Source organism: Pseudomonas sp. XWY-1 (genome assembly GCF_002953115.1).
Lineage (GTDB): Bacteria > Pseudomonadota > Gammaproteobacteria > Pseudomonadales > Pseudomonadaceae > Aquipseudomonas > Aquipseudomonas alloputida.
Genome location: NZ_CP026332.1, coordinates 1,442,074 through 1,459,580, shown reverse-complemented (window position 1 = coordinate 1,459,580; position 17,507 = coordinate 1,442,074). Strand labels below are relative to the sequence as shown.

Sequence of the window (17,507 nt, the reverse complement as noted above, 5' to 3'; positions counted from 1 at the left end):
CCGTATCCGGCGCGGAGAAGTTGTCATCTAGGGTCTAGATGGCACGAAGTACCGATCCCGCTTCGTACTGCCAGGGGGGATGAACAAAATTCTACTCCCGGTCAGCAATAGTTGAACCCCGTAGTCGGATATTCACCCTTGCCGGTTTTGCAACAATCTGCGACAAAGTGGCCGCAAATCATCAGGCCAGAGCCTCTGGCCTCGTTTCAGGGTAGGACTCACCATTTCTGAACAATTGTCCTGTTCGACGCTTTCGGACACAGAACGCCGTTTGCTGGACCACTTCTACCGCCAGCACAGCTCACGCATGCGCGCTGCAAGCGACGCCGAACTGTGGGTAGCACGGGCCCCTGGCATCATCGCCGGGCTGAGCCTGAGTGCGGTGGGTGAGGGATTCTGGCTGACGGGCCTGTTCGTCGCCCCGCAGCGGCGCAACCAAGGGGTGGCTGCGCGATTGGTCGAGGCCGCGCTGGCGCAGGTTGACGGGCCCGTCTGGCTGTTCTGTCATCCCGACCTGACGCCCTTCTACCAGCGCCTGGGTTTTGACCTGGCCCAACAGCTGCCAGAAGCCCTGGCCAGCCGCCTGCTACGCTATCAGCGCAACAAACGCCTGGTAGCCCTGCAGCGAGGTCAGTCCTCGCTGACCTCGAGCCCAGGGAACAGCACCTCGGTATAGCCGAACTTGGCAAAGTCCTGAATGCGCGAGGGGTATAGCCGGCCGATCAAGTGGTCGCACTCGTGTTGCACCACCCGTGCATGGAAGCCATCGGCAAAGCGGTTGATCGGGATGCCCTGGGGGTCGATCCCTTGGTAGCAGATATGCTTGAAGCGCGGCACCACGCCGCGCAAGCCAGGCACCGACAGACAACCCTCCCAGCCGTCCTCGACCTCGCTGGAGGTCGGGGTGATGACCGGATTCAGCAGAATGGTCTGCGGCACCGCCTCGGCATCGGGGTATCGCTCGCTGCGCTCGAAGCCGAAAATCACCAACTGCAGGTCGATGCCGACCTGCGGGGCGGCCAGGCCCACACCGCCGACGTGACGCATGGTTTCGAACATGTCGTCGATCAGTTGCTGCAGTTCGGCACTGCCAAGCATGTGCTCGGGCACTGGCGGAGCGATGCGCAGCAGGCGTTCGTCGCCCATCTTGAGAATGTCACGGATCATCAGGGGTTCGGCTCGACGCTATGAGGCTTGCTCGGGTTCGGGTGCTCGTGACCCAGTACAGTCAAGGTTTCCTTGGGTTTTTCCCCGTCGAAGTCTTTCTCGCCCGGGTTCTTGCCTTCGGCTGACATGTGCTCGATCACCGCATTCATTTCGGCGCCGAGCAGCAGCACGGCAGCCGAAATATAGAAATACAGCAACAGCACGATGATTGCACCAATGCTGCCGTACATGGCGTTGTAATCGGCAAAGGTCTTCACGTAGTAGGCAAAGCCCAGTGAGGCCACGATCCACACCACAACCGCCAGCACCGAGCCCGGGGTGATGAAGCGAAACTGCTGTTTCACATCAGGCATCACGTAATAGATCAGGGCTACTGCCACCATCAGCAGAATGATGATCACCGGCCAGCGCAGGATGGTCCACAGTGTGACGATGAACTCCTGCATGCCGATCTGGGCAGCTATCCATTCCATCACCTGCGGGCCCAGCACCATCAGCGCTGCGGCCGCCAGCAGCATGCCAGCCAGGCCCACGGTGTAGAAAATGGAAAGCGGGATACGCTTCCACACCGGGCGACCTTCGGGCACATCGTAAGCGGCGTTCATGGCGCTCATCATCAGTCGCACGCCGGCGGAGGCGGTCCACAGGGCGATCACGATACCCACCGACAGCAGCCCACCCTTGGATTGCTGCAACTGGTCGATCACCGGATTCACCTGCTCCAGCGCCTGGGGTGGCAACACCAGTTCCGATTGCAGACGCAGCCAGGAGAAAAAGTCCGGCAAGTGCAGGAAACCGATCAGGGCAATCAGGAACAACAGGAAGGGGAATAGCGAGAACAGCGCCTGGTAGGCCAGCGCTGAGGCATAGGTGGACATCTCGTCGTCGAGGAATTCCTTGACGGTGCGAACCAGCACGCGGTGCAGGGGCAAGCCGCGCAGGTCGGGGAAAATCATAGCGTCTCCTTTCGCCGCTTGATCGTTACACAGGCAAGTCTAATAGACCGTGCCCGAGCTGTGCTGCTCCCGGCCGTGGTTGAAGAATTTGCTTACGAATAAGTGCCGGCCTCTTCGCGGGTTCACCCGAGAAGAGGCCGGCACCGCCTCAAGTCAAGGTTTCTTCACCGCATCCTTCACATTGCCCTTGACCTGCTGCGCCTCGCCTTTGAGCTCCTGCGCCTTGCCTTCGGCCCGCAGCTTGTCGTTGTCGGTCACCTTGCCAACACCCTGTTTCACGTTGCCGATCGCTTCGTTGGCCAAGCCTTTCGCTTTGTCTTTAGTACCGCTCATGGCAAAACTCCTGCAAATGGAGACACGTGAACCGTGTCGACAGAAGGTTGACCCAACGCCTGGGCCAGGAGTTTCAACGGATTTCCCGGCCAGAAGCCGAACGGTAAAACGGCAGGCGAATACCGCCCAAGCCCGCGAAGAGGCCGGCACTGGCACCGCAAGTCACAAACCTTGCTCCGCCCCGTGCCACCCCTCACAATGCAGGCCTTCATAGCGTCAACGCGCAGGAACCTGCATGAAACTCGACAAACCCGCCGCCATCGCCCGGCGCAACGAAGCACTGGCCCGGCCGGTGCTGACCAGCAGCAATACTCTGTTCGCCACTCTGGACAGCAAACGCAACCTGTGGTGGTTCGAAGTGCCAGTGGCACTGCTGGGCAAGGGCCAGGCCGACTGGGTCAACCTGCTGCTGCACACGCCGGAAAGCGATGAGCTGCAGCACCTGAAGGTGCCCACCAATTTCCTCAAGGCTCACCTAGAGCAAATGGAAGTGCGCAAGCCTGGCAAGCGCCGCTCCACCATCAGCCTGGCCCTCAGCGCCGACCGTGACTCGCTGCTGCGCGACACCCGTCCGGGTGGCGAGCAGCTGGACTTCCGCAACTTCGTACAGGCGTAAGGCCGTCAGGCTTTCTCGATGCGATCGTCATGGATGACGATCAGGCCCTGCTTGAACAACCCGCCAATGGCCTTCTTGAAGTTGCCCTTGCTGACGTTGAACAGCTTACTGATCAACGCAGGGTCACTCTTGTCGCACACCCCCAACACCCCGCCTTCGGCTTCCAGGCGCGCCATGATCTGCTCTTGCAGGGTGTCCGCCAGGGCGGCGCCTACCGGCTGCAGGCTCAGTGAAATCTTGCCGTCCTGGCGCACTTCCTTGATGAAGCCCTTCTCGTGCATGCCCGAGCGCAAGAACTTGAACACCTCGTTCTTGTGGATCAGGCCCCAGTGGCGGTTGTTGATGATGGCCTTGAAGCCCATCGGCGTTTCGCCGGCCACCAGCAGCTCGACCGGCTGGCCAACCTTGTAGTCGGCTGGGGTGACATCGAGGTAGCGGTCCAGGCGCGACGTGGCAGTGATCCGGCGGGTGCGCTTGTCGAGGTACACGTGCACCACGCAGTAATCACCGATCTTCAGTGGCCGAGCCTCTTCCGAGTACGGCATCAGCAAGTCCTTGGACAGGCCCCAGTCCAGGAAGATACCGGCACCGTTGATGTCCTTGACCTTCAGGCTGGCGAACTCGCCAACCTGCACCTTGGGCTTCTCGGTGGTGGCGATCAGCTGGTCTTCGCTGTCCAGGTAGATGAACACGTTCAACCAGTCATCGACCTCGGTCTCGGCGTTTTTCGGGATGTAGCGCCCGGGCAGCAGGATCTCGCCATCGGCGCCGCCGTCCAGGTACAGACCGAAGTCCACGTGTTTCACGATTTGCAAACTGTTGTAACGCCCAAGCAGAGCCATTTCCGATGATCCTCAAGACAAGGCGGCTATTCTACACCTGAAGCCACCACATGGCCCGACCACTCATGCAGTGGAACCGCCAGGCCGCACTTGCATCTACCTTCTGGCCAGCCTGAGGAAGGAACAGCACATGCCGCTACGCCTGCCCAAAGCCCTGCTTATCGCCATCGGATTCGCCCTGGCCTTGGCCGCCTGCAGCCGCATCGACCTGGCCTATCGCAACCTCGACCGCCTGGTGCCGTGGTCGCTGAGCGACTACCTGGACATGAACCGCGAGCAAAGGGCGCTGCTGGACGATCGGTTGCGCGAGCACCTGGCCTGGCATTGCAAGACTCAACTGCCCGGCTACCTCGACTGGCTCGACCGGCTACGTGACATGGTCGCCGACGACCAGGTCACCGACCAGGCCCTGCAGCAAAGCACCCGCGAGGTCCGTGAAGCGATTGGTCGGGTGGCCGAGGAAATCACCCCTTCGGCCACCGAACTGCTGCGCGGCATGAGCGACAACCAGGTAGCGCAGATGCGGGAGGCCTTCCGCGAAGACATCAGTGAACGGCAGAAGCATTATGTGGATACGCCATTGCCCAAGCAGATGGCCCGCCGTAGCGAGCGCATGGAAAAACGCCTGAAGCCATGGTTTGGCGAGTTGACGGCGGTACAGAAGCAACGCATCCAGGCCTGGTCTCAAGCGCTGGGTGACCAGAACCGTGAATGGATCGCCAACCGTGCCCACTGGCAGCAGCAACTGCTGTTGGCAATGAACCAGCGCAACGACTCCAGCTTCGAACCGCGCCTGGCGACCTTGTTGCAACGTAAGGAGAGTTTGTGGACACCCGAATACCGGGCGGCGTATCGGAATAGCGAGCAGCAGGCACGCAGCCTGCTGGTGGACCTGGTGCGGCAGAGCACCCCGCAGCAACGGAGGTTCCTGCAGGAACGGTTGGGCAAGGTGCGTACCCATTTGAGCGAGATGAAGTGTTTGAAGGAGTGACAGGCCTGTTCGCGCTGATTCACCGGGCCTTGCGCCGATACGGAAACACATCGATCACTTTCCCTTCACGTATCGCCGCCTGCAGCCCCTTCCAGTAATCCGCGTCATACAGTTCCCCATGCAAGCGGCTGAACAACCGCCGCTGGCCCATATCGGCAAACAGAAACGGCGGAAACTCTTCGGGAAACACATCATGCGGGCCGATCGAGTACCACGGCTCGCCCGACATTTCGTCCTCCGGGTAACGCGGTGGCGGGATGTGGCGGAAATTCACCTCGGTCAGGAAGCTGATTTCGTCATAGTCGTAGAACACGACCCGGCCATGGCGGGTCACGCCGAAGTTCTTCAGCAGCATGTCGCCGGGGAAGATGTTCGCCGCCGCCAATTGCTTGATGGCCAGGCCATAGTCCTCCAGTGCCTCCAGCACCTGGCCCTCGGTGGCCTGCTCCAGGTACAGGTTCAACGGCGTCATGCGCCGCTCGGTCCAACAGTGGCGGATCAGCACTGTGTCGCCCTCCAGCGCCACCGTCGACGGCGCCACCTCCAGCAACTCGGCCAGGCAATCCGGCTCGAACTTGCTGCGCGGAAAGCGAAAATCGGCAAACTCCTGGGTGTCGGCCATACGCCCCACCCGGTCGACACTCTTCACCAGCCGATACTTGTCGATCACCGTGGCGCGATCCACGGTTTTCGATGGCGAGAAGCGGTCCTTGATGATCTTGAACACCGTATTGAAGCCGGGCAAGGTGAACACGCTCATGACCATGCCCCGCACCCCTGGCGCCATGACAAAGCGGTCATCACTGCTGGCCAGGTGGTTGATCAGTGCGCGGTAGAACTCCGACTTGCCCTGCTTGTAGAACCCGATCGAGGTATACAGCTCGGCAATGTGCTTGCCCGGCAGGATGCGCTTGAGGAAATTGACGAACTCGGCGGGCACCGGGACATCGGCCATGAAGTAAGAGCGGGTGAACGAAAAGATGATCGACACCTCGGCCTCGTCGGTAATCAGCGCATCGGCCTCGATGCCGTGGCCCTCGCGGTGCAGCAAGGGAATCACCAACGGCCACTGCTCATCGCTGTTGTACAGGCGGCCGACCAGATAGGCCCCCTTGTTGCGGTAAAGCACGGGTACAAACAGCTCCACGGCCAGAGCCGGGTCCTTGCACACCCAGTCGGGCAGGCATTCGCGCAGTTGTTCTTCCAGCCGCGCCAGGTCGCCTTCCAGGTCGCCATACGGCATGTCGAACGGGTAATCGGCGAACACCGCGCGCAGCAAGTTCCTGAGACTGCCGTCAAGCCGATAGGTACGGGTTTGCGCGGCGCGCTCGCGGCCGCGCATGGAAGGCCGGGTAGTGTGGATGAACATGCAGCCGTCGCTGATCAGGTCATGGCTGAACAGGCTGCAAAACAGCGAGTTGTACCAGGTCTCTGCCAGCTCGTCGTCCAGGCGTGGGTCGATCAGGTGGATATAGGCGTTTTTCACCAGCGGCCACTGTTCCACGTCCAGCAGCACCTCTGTGGCAAAGGCCTGGCGCAGCCAACCGTTGACTTCGGCGACTTTCTCTTCGTAGAGATTGATGCGGGCAGCGGCGGCCTGCTGGATATCCTGCCAGCGCGCCTGCTCGAAGCGCTGGCGAGCACCAAGGGTGATGCGCTGGAAATGATCGCGGTAGTCGTCGAAGCCGGCGAGGATCATCCGGGCGATTTCGACAGCGGGCCAGGGCTGGGACATGCGTTGGGCCTCGGAGCTGGGATTGAGTACAGAGCTTAGCCGCCCTTGGCTTCATGGGTTACTGCCATTGAAGGCCCGAGCTGTAGTTGCAGCTGCCTTGCCCAGAGCCCCGCAGCCCAAGAGGAATTACACAGCAAGAAAGCACAAGAATCCCCCCGCCCCCTGGCGTACACTCGCGCCCCTGCCTTACCTCCGGAGACCGTTGTGAGCCCCATCGCCCTAGCCCGCCTGCTGACCCTTGCCGCCGTCTGGGGAGCGAGTTTCCTGTTCATGCGCATCATCGCCCCCGAACTGGGCACGGTGCCGACCGCGTTCTTCCGGGTCTCCATCGCCTGTCTGGGCCTGATCGTGATACTGGCCGCCGCCCGTGTGCGCTGGGACTTCCAGGGCAAGCTCGGCGCGTGCCTGGTGCTGGGCATGATCAACTCCGGCATCCCCGCCACCTTCTACTCGGTGGCGGCCCAGGTGCTGCCGGCCGGCTATTCGGCGATCTTCAACGCCACCACCCCATTGATGGGCGTGCTGGTCGGCGTACTGTTCTTCCGCGAGCCAATGACCCTGGCCAAACTTTGCGGCATCTTCCTTGGCCTGTTCGGCGTCGGCATCCTTAGCGGCGCCGGCCCGGTGGCACTGGACATGGCCCTGCTGCAAGGCGCCCTCGCCTGCCTGGCGGCCACCACCTGCTACGGCTTTGCCGGGTTCCTCGCCCGCCGCTGGATCAGCGGCCTGGACAGCCGCCTTTCCGCGCTGGGCAGCATGCTCGGCGCCACGCTGATGCTGAGCCCGCTGTTCGGCTGGAGCGCACTCACCCAACCGCCCGCCAGCTGGGGGGGCTGGGAGGTGTGGTTGTCGTTGCTGGGGCTGGGTTTGCTGTGCACCGCCTTTGCCTACATCCTGTACTTCCGCCTGCTCGAAGAAATCGGCCCGGTAAAAGCCAGCACCGTAACGTTCCTGATCCCGGTATTCGGCGTATTGTGGGGGGCATGGCTGCTGAATGAGCCATTGTCGATGGCGCATCTATACGGCGGCCTGCTGATTGGCCTGGCCTTGTGGCTGGTGCTGCGCCCGGCGCGCAGCTGAAGCGGGGTACTGCATGAACAGCGCGTACAAAAAGGTCCTGTTCCGCCTGGAACAGGACGAGAACGGCTACCCACCGGCCTCGGTCGAGGGCCTGTGGGCCAAGGCCGTGGAAGGCGGCTATGCCATCGACAACATACCCTTCCATGTCTATGGCATCGCCCCGGGCGACGTGATCGACACCCGCGAGGAAGCAGGCGAAACCTGGTTCGCAGAACTGCGCCACAGCAGCGGCAGCTCGGTGTTCCGGGTGGTCGTCAAACCACCGGAAACCCTCGACCAGGTACGCGCAGCATTGCTGGATTTCGGCTGCGCCTGTGAAACCGAACAAGCAGTGAAGATGTTGGCGGTCGAGGTCCCACCGCAACGCTCGCTCGATACCCTGCTCTACTACCTGCTCACCCAGCGCGAAGCCGGCCTGCTGGACTTCGAGGAAGGCGTGTTGCGCCACGCCATCCCCGAAGAATTCCGCTAGGGCCTACGCCTCGGCCAGGCGCGCGGCAGGCTTGCGAAACACGAACAGCAGCCCTACCACGATCAGCCCCATGCCCAGCAGGCTGAGCGGTGCCAGGCGGTTACCGAAGATCAGCAAGTCCATCACCGCAGTCACTGCCGGCACCAGGTAGAACAGGCTGGTGACATTGACCAGGTTGCCCTTGGCGATCAGCCGGTACAGCAGCAAGGTTGCCAGCAGCGAGACCACCAGGCCCATCCACAGCAGCGCACCGACGAAGCTGCCGGTCCACTCGACATGAAGCGGTTGCAGAGGTGCGAACAGCGCGCACATGGCAAAGCCGGCCAGGTACTGCAGCGGCAGCGTGCCCATGGGGTTGTCGGTAATGCGCTTCTGCAGGATCGAACCAAAGGTCATGCTGACCAGCGCCAGCAGGGCGAACAGCATGCCCGCCAGCGATACCCCGCCCAGGTTGATGCCCTGGTAGACCACCATGATCAAGCCGCCCAACCCCAAACCCAGGCCGAACAAACGGCTCCAGGAGCGCTGGCGTTCCATCAGCACCACGGTGAGGATCGGTTGTACCCCCATCACCGTGGCCATGACGCCCGGGGTGACATGGGTATCAAGCGCCAACAGATAGAAAATCTGATAGGCACCGAGCAGCACACACCCTGTACCCAGGGCGCGCAGAATGCTCCCGCGAGTACGCGGCCAGCGCAGCCCTAGCAACGGGCCGATCAGCAACAGGCCGGCCAGGGCCAGCGCCGAGCGCAACAGCAGAAAGGCGAACGGGCTGGCATGCGCCAGACCGAGCTTGGAGACGATCGCCCCGCTGCTCCACAGCAGGACGAACAGGCAGGTAGTGGCCGCCGAGGCCACGGACGTTTTGGTAAAGACAGACATGAATTGCCACCTGATAGTAGGCAGATAAGCCAAACGGACGGCGTGCGCTTCAACGTGAGCAGTAGCCGACCGTGTTCAGTAGGTTGCGCGTGTGAAGGGGTACGGCAAGAAGCCGATCAGCCCAGCACGACCACGCAATGAGGCGGAGCTACGCCGCCTACGACGCCACTGACAGGTGGTGGGGAGTGACAGATCATGACCGGCTGCTGGCTACCACGCACGACCATGCCCGCGACTGGCGCGATGGCAAAGCGTGTGGTGGAAGGGATGGCGGGCATGACAGGGTTCTTTGCAGAAGTGAATGTTCTGGAATATAGCGAGTGATTCTTCGCAGCACAACCCCGCCTCCACGCGCGCGCCCTCGTCCTTGAAGGATGAGGCGCACCTGTGGCAGCGGGCTTGCCCCGCAAAGCGGCCGGTTAGACCAGAAAAAATCAGAACAACCAGCGATACAACAGATACGCCACCACCACCGCCAGTACCGGCCGCAGCACGCGGTAAGCCTTGGGGTTGGCACGTTTGAACTGCTTCACATGGCTGCTGATCCTGTTGCTGAAGCGCTTGCTCCAGGCGTACGCCTGGTTGATCCCGCCCACGCGCTCGTCGTCGGTGTTCTGCGGCGCGGTGGCGCGGCCGAGGAAGGCACTGACCTTACGGTTGATGCGCGTCATCAGCGGGCTACTCAGCGGGCGCTCGATGTCGCAGAACAGGATCACGCGGGTTACGTCGGTTTCGTTCTTGACCCAGTGCACATAGGTTTCATCGAACATCACGTCTTCGCCATCACGCCAGGCGTACTGCTCACCGTCCACATAGATGCGGCATGCGTCGGAGTTCGGCGTGGACAGCCCCAGGTGATAACGCAGCGAACCTGCGAACGGGTCGCGGTGCGGGTTCAGATGGCTGCCGCCGGGTAGCAGGGCAAACATTGCGCCCTTGACATTGGGGATGCGGCTGACCAGCTCGACAGTGCGCGGGCAAAGGGTTTGCGCCGAAGGCAGCGGTTTGTCGTACCACTTCAGGTAAAAGCGCTTCCAGCCCTTCTTGAAGAACGAACCGAAGCCGGCGTCGTTATCTTTCTCAGCGGCACGGATATAGCCTTCGTCGAACAGGCGCATGGCCTCTTCGCGGATTTCCTGCCAGTTGTCCTTCAACACGTCCAGCTCCGGGAAGCGCTGACGGTCCAGATAGGGCTTGGACGGCACGCCGGAAAACAGGTACATCAACGCGTTGTAGGGGGCGAACAGCGCCGAATGGTTGACGAACTGGCGCAACACCGGCAGGCGGGCCTTGCCGCGCAAATGCACGAACAGCACGCTGCCGAAAAACACCAGCAAGACACCCGCCTTGGCTGCAAAGGAAAAGGTCATGCTTTCACTCCTTGAGGAAGAGTCAGGGCTGCGCTGCCTGCTCTCCAGAAAATCATCCTGCCATCATAAACTGATCCCGCCGCGGTAAAAACAACCCGGGCGGGATCGCATTCATGAAGATTTTGCAATAAACCAGTCCGCCGATCGTTGCGCCGGATCAGCGGCAAGGCCGATTACTGCTGGGTTTCCTGCTCGCTGAACATGTCGCTGAACAGCATGCTCGACAAGTATCGCTCGCCCGAATCGGGCAGGATTACGACGATGGTCTTACCCTGCATTTCCGGTTTTTCGGCCAGACGCACCGCTGCCGCCATTGCCGCACCGCAGGAAATACCACAAAGGATGCCCTCTTCCTGCATCAGGCGAATCGCCATGGCCTTGGACTCTTCGTCGGTCACCGTCTCCACTTGGTCGACAATCGACAGGTCGAGGTTTTTCGGCACGAAACCGGCGCCGATGCCCTGGATTTTGTGCGGGCTTGGCTTGAGTTCTTCGCCGGCCAGGGTCTGGCTGATCAGTGGCGATGCCACGGGTTCCACTGCCACCGACAGGATGGCCTTGCCCTGGGTATGTTTGATGTAGCGCGACACGCCGGTGATGGTCCCGCCAGTGCCCACGCCTGCCACCAGCACGTCGATTGCGCCGTCAGTGTCGTTCCAGATCTCCGGGCCGGTGGTTTTTTCGTGAATGGCCGGGTTGGCCGGGTTTTCGAACTGGCCCGGCAGGAAGTACTGCTCCGGGTCGGAGGCGACGATTTCGTTGGCCTTCTCGATCGCGCCCTTCATGCCCTTGGCCGGATCGGTCAATACCAGCTCGGCGCCCAGTGCCTTCAGCACCTTGCGGCGCTCCAGGCTCATCGAGGCGGGCATGGTCAGCATCAGCTTGTAGCCGCGGGCGGCGGCAACGAAGGCCAGGCCGATACCGGTGTTGCCCGAGGTGGGCTCGACGATGGTCATGCCCGGTTTGAGCCTGCCGCTGCTCTCGGCGTCCCAGACCATGTTCGCGCCGATGCGGCACTTGACCGAGTACCCGGGGTTGCGCCCTTCGATCTTGGCCAGGATGGTCACACCGCGCGGGGCGATGCGGTTGATCTGCACCAGCGGCGTGTTACCGATGGAGTGGGCGTTGTCTGCAAAGATACGGCTCATGGCAGGGGTCCTTGGCATGAAAAAGCAGGGAAATGCCTCAAGGGTAAGCCTGCGGCGGTGGCCCGTAAAGCCTGTTCGAACTCAGCCCGCCACGTTGCGGTCAACCGCACATCCCGCCTTGGAGACAGCCTCATGAAAGCCCGCTATCGCTGGCCGCTGGTCGGCCTGGCCAGCCTGATCGTGCTGCTGGTGGCGCTGCACCTGGCCCTGCCCTACCTGGTGCGCGACTACCTAAACGACAAGCTGGCCGACATGGGTGACTACCGCGGCCAGGTAGCCGATGTGGACCTGGCCTGGTGGCGCGGTGCCTATCAGATCAATGGGCTGAAAATCGTCAAGACCACCGGCAAGGTGCCCGTACCGCTTCTCGACGCCCCACTGATCGACCTTTCGGTGAGCTGGCGTTCGTTGTGGTACGACAAGGCAGTAGTGGCGGAGGTGACCTTCGTGCACCCCGAGCTGAACTTTGTCGACGGTGGTAGCAAACAGGCATCGCAGACCGGCCAAGGTACCGACTGGCGCCAGCAGCTGGAAAAACTCCTGCCCATCACCCTCAACGAAGTGCGTATCGACAACGGCGTGCTGACGTTCCGCAACTTCAATTCCAAGCCACCGGTCGACCTCAAGGCCACCCGGTTGAATGCCAGCATCCACAACTTGACCAACGTGCGCGACCAGCAAGGCCGTCGCGATGCCAGTTTCGAAGGGACAGCGCTCATCGCGGGGGATGCGAAGGTAGAAAGCCGTGCCACCTTCGACCCTTTCAGTGATTTCGACGACTTCGAATTCAGGCTTCGCGCCACCGGCATCGAGCTGCGCAAACTGAATGACTTTGCCAGCGCCTACGGCAAATTCGACTTCAATGCCGGGCACGGTGACGTGGTCATCGAGGCCCAGGCAGAAAACGGCCGGCTGAACGGCTATATAAAACCGCTGCTGCGCGATGTCGACGTGTTCGACTGGCAACAGGACGTCGAGGAAAAGGACAAGGGCTTCTTCCGCTCGGTGTGGGAGGCCCTGGTGGGGGCGACGGAGACGGTGCTGAAGAACCAGCCGAAAAACCAGTTCGCCACCCGGGTGGAACTCAGCGGCAGTGTGCGCCAACAGGATATCAGTGCCTTCGAAGCGTTCTTGCAGATCCTGCGCAATGGGTTTGTCCAGGCATTCAATGCGCGCTATGAGCAACCAGCGCCGAAGTCTGACTGAGACAGCGTGACGGGGCATTCAGGGACTGAATACCCGGTCTGCGTTTGCAGCCGCCTGGCCCCGCGTTATAGTCGGAAACAAATCCAGATTATGTGCTGCCTGTTCGGGCCTCTTCGCGGGTAAACCCGCTCCTACAACCTTATTAGGCGCGGGTTTATCCGCGAAGAGGCCCGCAAAGCCCTAAACAGAGGACAAACCCCCATGAAGTTCGAAGGCACCCGCGACTACGTCGCCACAGACGACCTGAAACTGGCGGTAAACGCGGCCATTACCCTCGAACGCCCGCTGTTGGTCAAGGGCGAACCGGGCACCGGCAAAACCATGCTCGCCGAGCAGTTGGCGGCTTCGTTCGGGGCGCGCCTGATCACCTGGCACATCAAATCCACCACCAAGGCCCACCAGGGGCTGTACGAGTACGACGCGGTCAGCCGCCTGCGCGACTCGCAGCTGGGCGTGGACAAGGTGCACGATGTGCGCAACTACCTGAAAAAGGGCAAGCTCTGGGAGGCCTTCGAGGCCGACGAGCGGGTCATCCTGCTGATCGACGAAATCGACAAGGCCGATATCGAATTCCCCAACGACCTGCTGCAAGAACTCGACAAGATGGAGTTCTACGTCTACGAAATCGACGAGACCATCAAGGCCAAACAGCGGCCAATCATCATCATTACCTCGAACAACGAAAAAGAGCTGCCGGACGCTTTCCTGCGCCGCTGCTTCTTCCACTACATCGCCTTCCCCGACCGCACTACCCTGCAGCAGATTGTCGACGTGCACTACCCGAACATCAGCCAGTCGCTGGTCAGCGAGGCGCTGGATGTGTTCTTCGACGTGCGCAAGGTGCCGGGCCTGAAGAAAAAGCCGTCCACCTCCGAGCTGGTCGACTGGCTCAAGCTGCTGATGGCCGACAACATCGGTGAAGCGGTGCTGCGCGAACGCGACCCGACCAAGGCCATCCCGCCGCTGGCCGGTGCGCTGGTAAAAAACGAGCAGGATGTTCAACTGCTCGAGCGCCTGGCCTTCATGAGCCGGCGCGGCAACCGCTGACAGGAGCAGGGCCATGCTGCTCAATCTGTTCAATGAGATGCGTGCGGCCAAGGTGCCGGTTTCGGTGCGTGAACTGCTCGACCTGCACCAGGCCTTGCAAAAGCGCGTGGTGTTCGCCGACATGGACGAGTTCTACTACCTCGCCCGCGCCATTCTGGTGAAGGATGAACGCCACTTCGACAAGTTCGACCGTGCCTTCGCAGCCTATTTCAAGGGCCTGGAAAACCTCGACCGGCATATCGAGGCGCTAATCCCCGAAGACTGGCTGCGCAAGGAATTCGAGCGCTCGCTGACCGATGAAGAACGCGCACAGATCCAGTCGCTGGGCGGCCTGGACAAGCTTATCGAGGCATTCAAGCAGCGCCTCGAAGAGCAAAAGGAACGCCACGCTGGCGGCAACAAGTGGATTGGCACCGGCGGCACCAGCCCATTCGGCTCGGGTGGTTTCAACCCCGAGGGCATCCGCGTCGGTGACGCCGGCAAGCGTCAGGGCAAGGCAGTAAAAGTCTGGGACCAACGCGAGTACAAGAACCTCGACGACCAGGTCGAGCTTGGCACCCGCAACATCAAGCTGGCCCTGCGCCGGCTGCGCAAGTTCGCCCGCGAAGGCGCCGCCGAAGAGCTCGACATCGATGGCACCATCGACCACACCGCGCGTGATGCCGGGCTGCTGAACATCCAGATGCGCCCCGAGCGGCGCAACACCGTGAAGCTGCTGTTGCTGTTCGACATTGGCGGTTCGATGGATGCCCACGTCAAAGTCTGCGAAGAGCTGTTCTCGGCCTGCAAGACCGAGTTCAAGCACCTGGAGTATTACTACTTCCACAATTGCGTTTATGAGTCGGTGTGGAAGAACAACCTGCGCCGCACGTCCGAACGTTTTTCCACCTTCGACCTGCTGCACAAGTACGGCGATGACTACAAGGTGGTGTTCGTCGGTGACGCGGCCATGGCGCCCTACGAGATCACCCAGCCCGGTGGCAGCGTGGAGCACTGGAACGAAGAAGCCGGGTATGTGTGGATCCAGCGTTTCATGGAAAAATTCAGGAAGGTCATCTGGATCAACCCATACCCCAAGCAGGCCTGGGAGTACACCGCTTCGACCCATCTGGTGCGCGACCTGATCGAGGACAAGATGTATCCGCTGACCCTGCAAGGGTTGGAGGACGGGATGCGCTACCTGTCCAAGTGAGGTTGCCTGCTCCAACATCGCCGCCAAGGCATGCACAGCACGTGTGTAGGAGCGGGTTTACCCGCGAAGAGGCCGCCCGCTCTACCGCCAACGGTGCAGGTAATCCTGCTGCTCTCGCCAGGCCTCGTCCTGCACCACCGCCCTGAACCGCACCACCGTCCCCGGCATGCACTGCGCCAGTTGCGCCAGCGCCAGCGGCGTCAGCGCGCCCAGCCGCGGGTACCCACCAATGGTCTGCCGGTCATTGAGCAACACGATCGGCTGCCCGTCCGGCGGCACCTGTACCGCCCCCAGCGGGATCCCTTCGGAGATCATCGGCGCCCCTTGGTACACCAGCTGCGGCCCCAACAACCGGATGCCCATGCGGTCGGCCCGGCTATCCAGCGTCCACTCCCGGTTGAATGCCTCGAACAAGCTGGTACCGCTGAATTCACCGATCTGCGCGCCCATCACCAGGTCCAGCACCGGCTTTGGGGCGAACTGCGGGCACAACGCTTGCGGCACTTCGCGCAGGGGGGCATTGCTACCGGAAAAAGCCAATGCCTGGTGTTTAGCCAGCGCAGCACCCTGGCCATCGATGCCACCCAGTGCTTCACGTACCACGGTGGCACAACTGCCCAGCACATCCTCGCCCAGAAACCCACCCGGTGCCGCCAGATACGCCCGCACACCCACTTTGGGCTGCTTCAGGGTCAAGCGCTGCCCCTTGGCCAGGGCAAAGCTGCGCCATGGCGCCAGGGGCTGATCATCGACACACGCATCCAGGTCGGCACCGGCCAGGGCCAGCACGCAATCCTGTTCGGCCACCACGCAAAAACCACCCAGCGCCACCTCGACCACCGGCGCCCCCAACGGGTTGCCCAGCAGCCAGTTGGCCCAGTGCATCGCCACCCAGTCCAGCGCCCCGCCCTGGGTCACGCCAAGGTGGCGCACGCCGAAGCGCCCGGCATCCTGTAACTGGCACAACGGCGTACTGGCCTCGATCATCAACTGCTTCATCCCTGCGCCTCCACATCACCACCCATGGCCAGGAATTCGCTGCGCGAAACCGGCACGAAGCGCACCCGATCACCGGGTTGCAAAAGGCTGTAACCCTCACGCTCACGGTCGAACAACCGCACCGGGGTGCGCCCGATCAGGTTCCAGCCACCCGGCGATACTGCCGGGTAGGCCGCCGTCTGGCGTTCGGCAATACCCACGCTGCCCGCCGCCACGCGCTTGCGCGGGGTACTCAGACGAGGGCTGGCCAGGCGCTCGTCGACCAGGCCCATGAAGCCGAAACCCGGCGCGAAGCCCAGGGCAAACACCGGGTAATCGCGTTCGCCGTGCAAGCGAACAATCTCCGCTTCACTCAAGCCGCTGCGAGCTGCCAGCACAGGCAGCTCGGGGCCGACACTGGCGTCGTACCACACCGGGATTTCGTGTCGGCGGCCGCCACTGCCGGTGTCAGGCTGCAAGCCGTCCAGCGCCTGAGCGATTCGCGCCCTGGCCTCGCCTGGCGGCAGGGCAAACTGCACCATCAGCGTGGTATAGGACGGCACCAGGTCCAGCAAATGCTCGCCGAACGCCGCGCTCAAGCGCCGGCTGGCGGCGAGCATCCATGGCATGTTGGCCTCATCGATACGGTCGAACAGGCGTACCATCAGGCTGTCGATGGCGACCACTTCGATTCGCGGCTTCATCACACCTCCAGCCCATCGAGGGCCTGGCGAATCTGCCGCACCGCCGCCACCGAACTGTCGTTGTCGCCATGCACGCAGAGGGTGCGGGCGGCAAGCTGCAAGGCGCTGCCATCGTCAGCCAACAGCGTTTCGCCTCGGGCCAGACGCACCGCCTGCTCCACCACCCGCGCCGGGTCGTGATGCACCGCGCCCGGCAGGCGCCGCGACAGCAGATGGCCGCTGGCGGTGTATGCGCGGTCTGCGAACGCCTCGAACCACAGCGGCACGCCGATTTCATCGCCCAGTGCCTGGGCGGCACGGTTGTCGGCGGTGGCCATCAGCATCAATGGCAGGTTGCTGTCATAGGCCGCTACGGCCTCCAGCACGGTACGCAGCTTGAGCGGGTCGGCCATCATGTCGTTGTACAGCGCACCATGGGGCTTCACATAGGCCACGCGACCACCCAGCACTTTGCAAATGCCATCCAGCGCACCGATCTGATAATGCAGCAGGTCGCGGATTTCTTCCGGGCTGCAGGCCATGGAGCGGCGGCCGAAGCCGACCAGGTCCGGGTAGGCCGGATGAGCGCCGATAGTCACCCCGTGCTCAAGCGCCAACGTCACCGTGCGGCGCATGATACCGGGGTCGCCGGCGTGGTAGCCGCAGGCGATGTTGGCGCAATCGATGTAAGGCATGACCTCGGCATCCAGGCCCATGCGCCAGCTGCCAAAACTCTCGCCCATGTCGCAATTGAGTAGCAGGCGTTCCACCACGCGGTCTCCCTTGTCGTTGTGCATATACCTACC

At 62.1% G+C, this 17,507-nt stretch carries 20 protein-coding genes; 8 read left to right on the top strand and 12 right to left on the bottom strand.

Annotation, left to right across the window (positions count from 1 at the left end):
• Positions 1–271 precede the first annotated feature (271 nt).
• Positions 272–676: a GNAT family N-acetyltransferase gene (locus PRJ_RS06960; RefSeq protein ID WP_104961001.1), complete on the top strand. Its 405-nt coding sequence runs from the start codon at positions 272–274 to the stop codon at positions 674–676.
• On the opposite strand, the gene def is transcribed toward PRJ_RS06960, so the two are convergent.
• The 3 genes from def to PRJ_RS06945 all read right to left on the bottom strand — a co-directional run bounded on the left by def (position 631) and on the right by PRJ_RS06945 (position 2,456).
• Positions 631–1,167, bottom strand: a complete 537-nt coding sequence (def, locus tag PRJ_RS06955) for a peptide deformylase (protein ID WP_104961000.1) — start codon at positions 1,165–1,167, stop codon at positions 631–633. The two genes, PRJ_RS06960 and def, sit on opposite strands and share 46 nt — an antisense overlap.
• A complete protein-coding gene (locus PRJ_RS06950) occupies positions 1,167–2,123 on the bottom strand; it encodes a YihY/virulence factor BrkB family protein (protein ID WP_003254637.1) in 957 nt (318 codons plus the stop codon). Before PRJ_RS06950 ends, def begins: the two co-directional genes overlap by 1 nt.
• A gap of 153 nt (positions 2,124–2,276) precedes the next feature.
• Positions 2,277–2,456 (bottom strand): CsbD family protein, encoded by a 180-nt coding sequence (locus PRJ_RS06945; RefSeq protein ID WP_012051514.1) that lies wholly within the window; start codon positions 2,454–2,456, stop codon positions 2,277–2,279.
• A gap of 235 nt (positions 2,457–2,691) precedes the next feature.
• On the opposite strand from PRJ_RS06945, the gene PRJ_RS06940 reads away from it, so the two are divergent.
• Positions 2,692–3,072, top strand: a complete 381-nt coding sequence (locus PRJ_RS06940; protein ID WP_014590048.1) for a hypothetical protein — start codon at positions 2,692–2,694, stop codon at positions 3,070–3,072.
• Between the two features lie 5 nt (positions 3,073–3,077).
• On the opposite strand, the gene PRJ_RS06935 is transcribed toward PRJ_RS06940, so the two are convergent.
• Complete coding sequence (locus tag PRJ_RS06935; protein ID WP_010955234.1) at positions 3,078–3,914, bottom strand: S1 RNA-binding domain-containing protein; 837 nt, start codon at positions 3,912–3,914, stop codon at positions 3,078–3,080.
• 130 nt (positions 3,915–4,044) lie between these two features.
• Between PRJ_RS06935 and PRJ_RS06930 the strand changes: the two genes are divergently transcribed.
• Positions 4,045–4,905 carry a DUF6279 family lipoprotein gene (locus tag PRJ_RS06930; RefSeq protein WP_104960999.1) on the top strand — a complete coding sequence of 287 codons (861 nt, stop codon included), beginning with the start codon at positions 4,045–4,047 and terminating at the stop codon, positions 4,903–4,905.
• Between the two features lie 19 nt (positions 4,906–4,924).
• Here the strand turns inward: PRJ_RS06930 and aceK are convergent, their stop codons facing one another.
• Positions 4,925–6,640, bottom strand: a complete 1,716-nt coding sequence (gene aceK / locus PRJ_RS06925; RefSeq protein ID WP_104960998.1) for a bifunctional isocitrate dehydrogenase kinase/phosphatase — start codon at positions 6,638–6,640, stop codon at positions 4,925–4,927.
• Positions 6,641–6,844: 204 nt separating this feature from the next.
• On the opposite strand from aceK, the gene PRJ_RS06920 reads away from it, so the two are divergent.
• Positions 6,845–7,720, top strand: a complete 876-nt coding sequence (locus tag PRJ_RS06920; RefSeq protein ID WP_104960997.1) for a DMT family transporter — start codon at positions 6,845–6,847, stop codon at positions 7,718–7,720.
• Positions 7,721–7,733: 13 nt separating this feature from the next.
• Positions 7,734–8,192: a DUF4265 domain-containing protein gene (locus tag PRJ_RS06915; RefSeq protein WP_019436818.1), complete on the top strand. Its 459-nt coding sequence runs from the start codon at positions 7,734–7,736 to the stop codon at positions 8,190–8,192.
• 3 nt (positions 8,193–8,195) lie between these two features.
• Here the strand turns inward: PRJ_RS06915 and PRJ_RS06910 are convergent, their stop codons facing one another.
• The 4 genes from PRJ_RS06910 to cysK all read right to left on the bottom strand — a co-directional run bounded on the left by PRJ_RS06910 (position 8,196) and on the right by cysK (position 11,595).
• The gene (locus PRJ_RS06910; protein ID WP_003254651.1) at positions 8,196–9,077 is read right to left on the bottom strand and encodes a DMT family transporter; all 882 of its coding nucleotides are present in this window, start codon (positions 9,075–9,077) and stop codon (positions 8,196–8,198) included.
• Positions 9,078–9,193: 116 nt separating this feature from the next.
• The gene (locus PRJ_RS30290) at positions 9,194–9,355 is read right to left on the bottom strand and encodes a hypothetical protein (protein WP_154070663.1); all 162 of its coding nucleotides are present in this window, start codon (positions 9,353–9,355) and stop codon (positions 9,194–9,196) included.
• Positions 9,356–9,511: 156 nt separating this feature from the next.
• Positions 9,512–10,447 (bottom strand): aspartyl/asparaginyl beta-hydroxylase domain-containing protein, encoded by a 936-nt coding sequence (locus PRJ_RS06905; protein WP_010955240.1) that lies wholly within the window; start codon positions 10,445–10,447, stop codon positions 9,512–9,514.
• A gap of 173 nt (positions 10,448–10,620) precedes the next feature.
• Positions 10,621–11,595 carry a cysteine synthase A gene (gene cysK, locus PRJ_RS06900; RefSeq protein WP_104960996.1) on the bottom strand — a complete coding sequence of 325 codons (975 nt, stop codon included), beginning with the start codon at positions 11,593–11,595 and terminating at the stop codon, positions 10,621–10,623.
• Positions 11,596–11,727: 132 nt separating this feature from the next.
• Here cysK and PRJ_RS06895 point away from each other — a divergent pair, with 132 nt between their 5' ends.
• The 3 genes from PRJ_RS06895 (at position 11,728) to PRJ_RS06885 (ending at position 15,040) form a co-directional block, all read left to right on the top strand.
• Positions 11,728–12,801 (top strand): DUF748 domain-containing protein, encoded by a 1,074-nt coding sequence (locus PRJ_RS06895; RefSeq protein ID WP_104960995.1) that lies wholly within the window; start codon positions 11,728–11,730, stop codon positions 12,799–12,801.
• 201 nt (positions 12,802–13,002) lie between these two features.
• Positions 13,003–13,848 (top strand): MoxR family ATPase, encoded by an 846-nt coding sequence (locus tag PRJ_RS06890; protein WP_003254658.1) that lies wholly within the window; start codon positions 13,003–13,005, stop codon positions 13,846–13,848.
• Positions 13,849–13,861: 13 nt separating this feature from the next.
• On the top strand, positions 13,862–15,040 hold the full coding sequence (locus PRJ_RS06885) for a VWA domain-containing protein (protein ID WP_104886552.1): 1,179 nt from the start codon (positions 13,862–13,864) through the stop codon (positions 15,038–15,040).
• An 81-nt stretch (positions 15,041–15,121) separates the two neighbouring features.
• Here the strand turns inward: PRJ_RS06885 and PRJ_RS06880 are convergent, their stop codons facing one another.
• From PRJ_RS06880 to PRJ_RS06870, 3 genes are read right to left on the bottom strand one after another with little or no spacing between them, the layout of a single operon-like run.
• Positions 15,122–16,039 (bottom strand): biotin-dependent carboxyltransferase family protein, encoded by a 918-nt coding sequence (locus PRJ_RS06880; RefSeq protein ID WP_104960994.1) that lies wholly within the window; start codon positions 16,037–16,039, stop codon positions 15,122–15,124.
• The gene (gene pxpB, locus PRJ_RS06875; protein ID WP_104960993.1) at positions 16,036–16,722 is read right to left on the bottom strand and encodes a 5-oxoprolinase subunit PxpB; all 687 of its coding nucleotides are present in this window, start codon (positions 16,720–16,722) and stop codon (positions 16,036–16,038) included. The genes PRJ_RS06880 and pxpB overlap by 4 nt, the downstream gene beginning before the upstream one ends.
• Complete coding sequence (locus tag PRJ_RS06870) at positions 16,722–17,498, bottom strand: 5-oxoprolinase subunit PxpA (protein WP_010955246.1); 777 nt, start codon at positions 17,496–17,498, stop codon at positions 16,722–16,724. Before PRJ_RS06870 ends, pxpB begins: the two co-directional genes overlap by 1 nt.
• Between the last annotated feature and the right edge of the window lie 9 nt (positions 17,499–17,507).

Bases quoted from the DNA above. Each gene is read 5' to 3' on its own strand.
- def (WP_104961000.1), bottom strand. From the start codon at position 1,167: ATGATCCGTGACATTCTCAAGATGGGCGACGAACGCCTGCTGCGCATC.
- PRJ_RS06950 (WP_003254637.1), bottom strand. From the start codon at position 2,123: ATGATTTTCCCCGACCTGCGCGGCTTGCCCCTGCACCGCGTGCTGGTT.
- PRJ_RS06945 (WP_012051514.1), bottom strand. From the start codon at position 2,456: ATGAGCGGTACTAAAGACAAAGCGAAAGGCTTGGCCAACGAAGCGATC.
- PRJ_RS06940 (WP_014590048.1), top strand. From the start codon at position 2,692: ATGAAACTCGACAAACCCGCCGCCATCGCCCGGCGCAACGAAGCACTG.
- PRJ_RS06935 (WP_010955234.1), bottom strand. From the start codon at position 3,914: ATGGCTCTGCTTGGGCGTTACAACAGTTTGCAAATCGTGAAACACGTG.
- PRJ_RS06930 (WP_104960999.1), top strand. From the start codon at position 4,045: ATGCCGCTACGCCTGCCCAAAGCCCTGCTTATCGCCATCGGATTCGCC.
- aceK (WP_104960998.1), bottom strand. From the start codon at position 6,640: ATGTCCCAGCCCTGGCCCGCTGTCGAAATCGCCCGGATGATCCTCGCC.
- PRJ_RS06915 (WP_019436818.1), top strand. From the start codon at position 7,734: ATGAACAGCGCGTACAAAAAGGTCCTGTTCCGCCTGGAACAGGACGAG.
- PRJ_RS06910 (WP_003254651.1), bottom strand. From the start codon at position 9,077: ATGTCTGTCTTTACCAAAACGTCCGTGGCCTCGGCGGCCACTACCTGC.
- PRJ_RS30290 (WP_154070663.1), bottom strand. From the start codon at position 9,355: ATGCCCGCCATCCCTTCCACCACACGCTTTGCCATCGCGCCAGTCGCG.
- PRJ_RS06905 (WP_010955240.1), bottom strand. From the start codon at position 10,447: ATGACCTTTTCCTTTGCAGCCAAGGCGGGTGTCTTGCTGGTGTTTTTC.
- cysK (WP_104960996.1), bottom strand. From the start codon at position 11,595: ATGAGCCGTATCTTTGCAGACAACGCCCACTCCATCGGTAACACGCCG.
- PRJ_RS06895 (WP_104960995.1), top strand. From the start codon at position 11,728: ATGAAAGCCCGCTATCGCTGGCCGCTGGTCGGCCTGGCCAGCCTGATC.
- PRJ_RS06890 (WP_003254658.1), top strand. From the start codon at position 13,003: ATGAAGTTCGAAGGCACCCGCGACTACGTCGCCACAGACGACCTGAAA.
- PRJ_RS06885 (WP_104886552.1), top strand. From the start codon at position 13,862: ATGCTGCTCAATCTGTTCAATGAGATGCGTGCGGCCAAGGTGCCGGTT.
- PRJ_RS06880 (WP_104960994.1), bottom strand. From the start codon at position 16,039: ATGAAGCAGTTGATGATCGAGGCCAGTACGCCGTTGTGCCAGTTACAG.
- pxpB (WP_104960993.1), bottom strand. From the start codon at position 16,722: ATGAAGCCGCGAATCGAAGTGGTCGCCATCGACAGCCTGATGGTACGC.
- PRJ_RS06870 (WP_010955246.1), bottom strand. From the start codon at position 17,498: ATGCACAACGACAAGGGAGACCGCGTGGTGGAACGCCTGCTACTCAAT.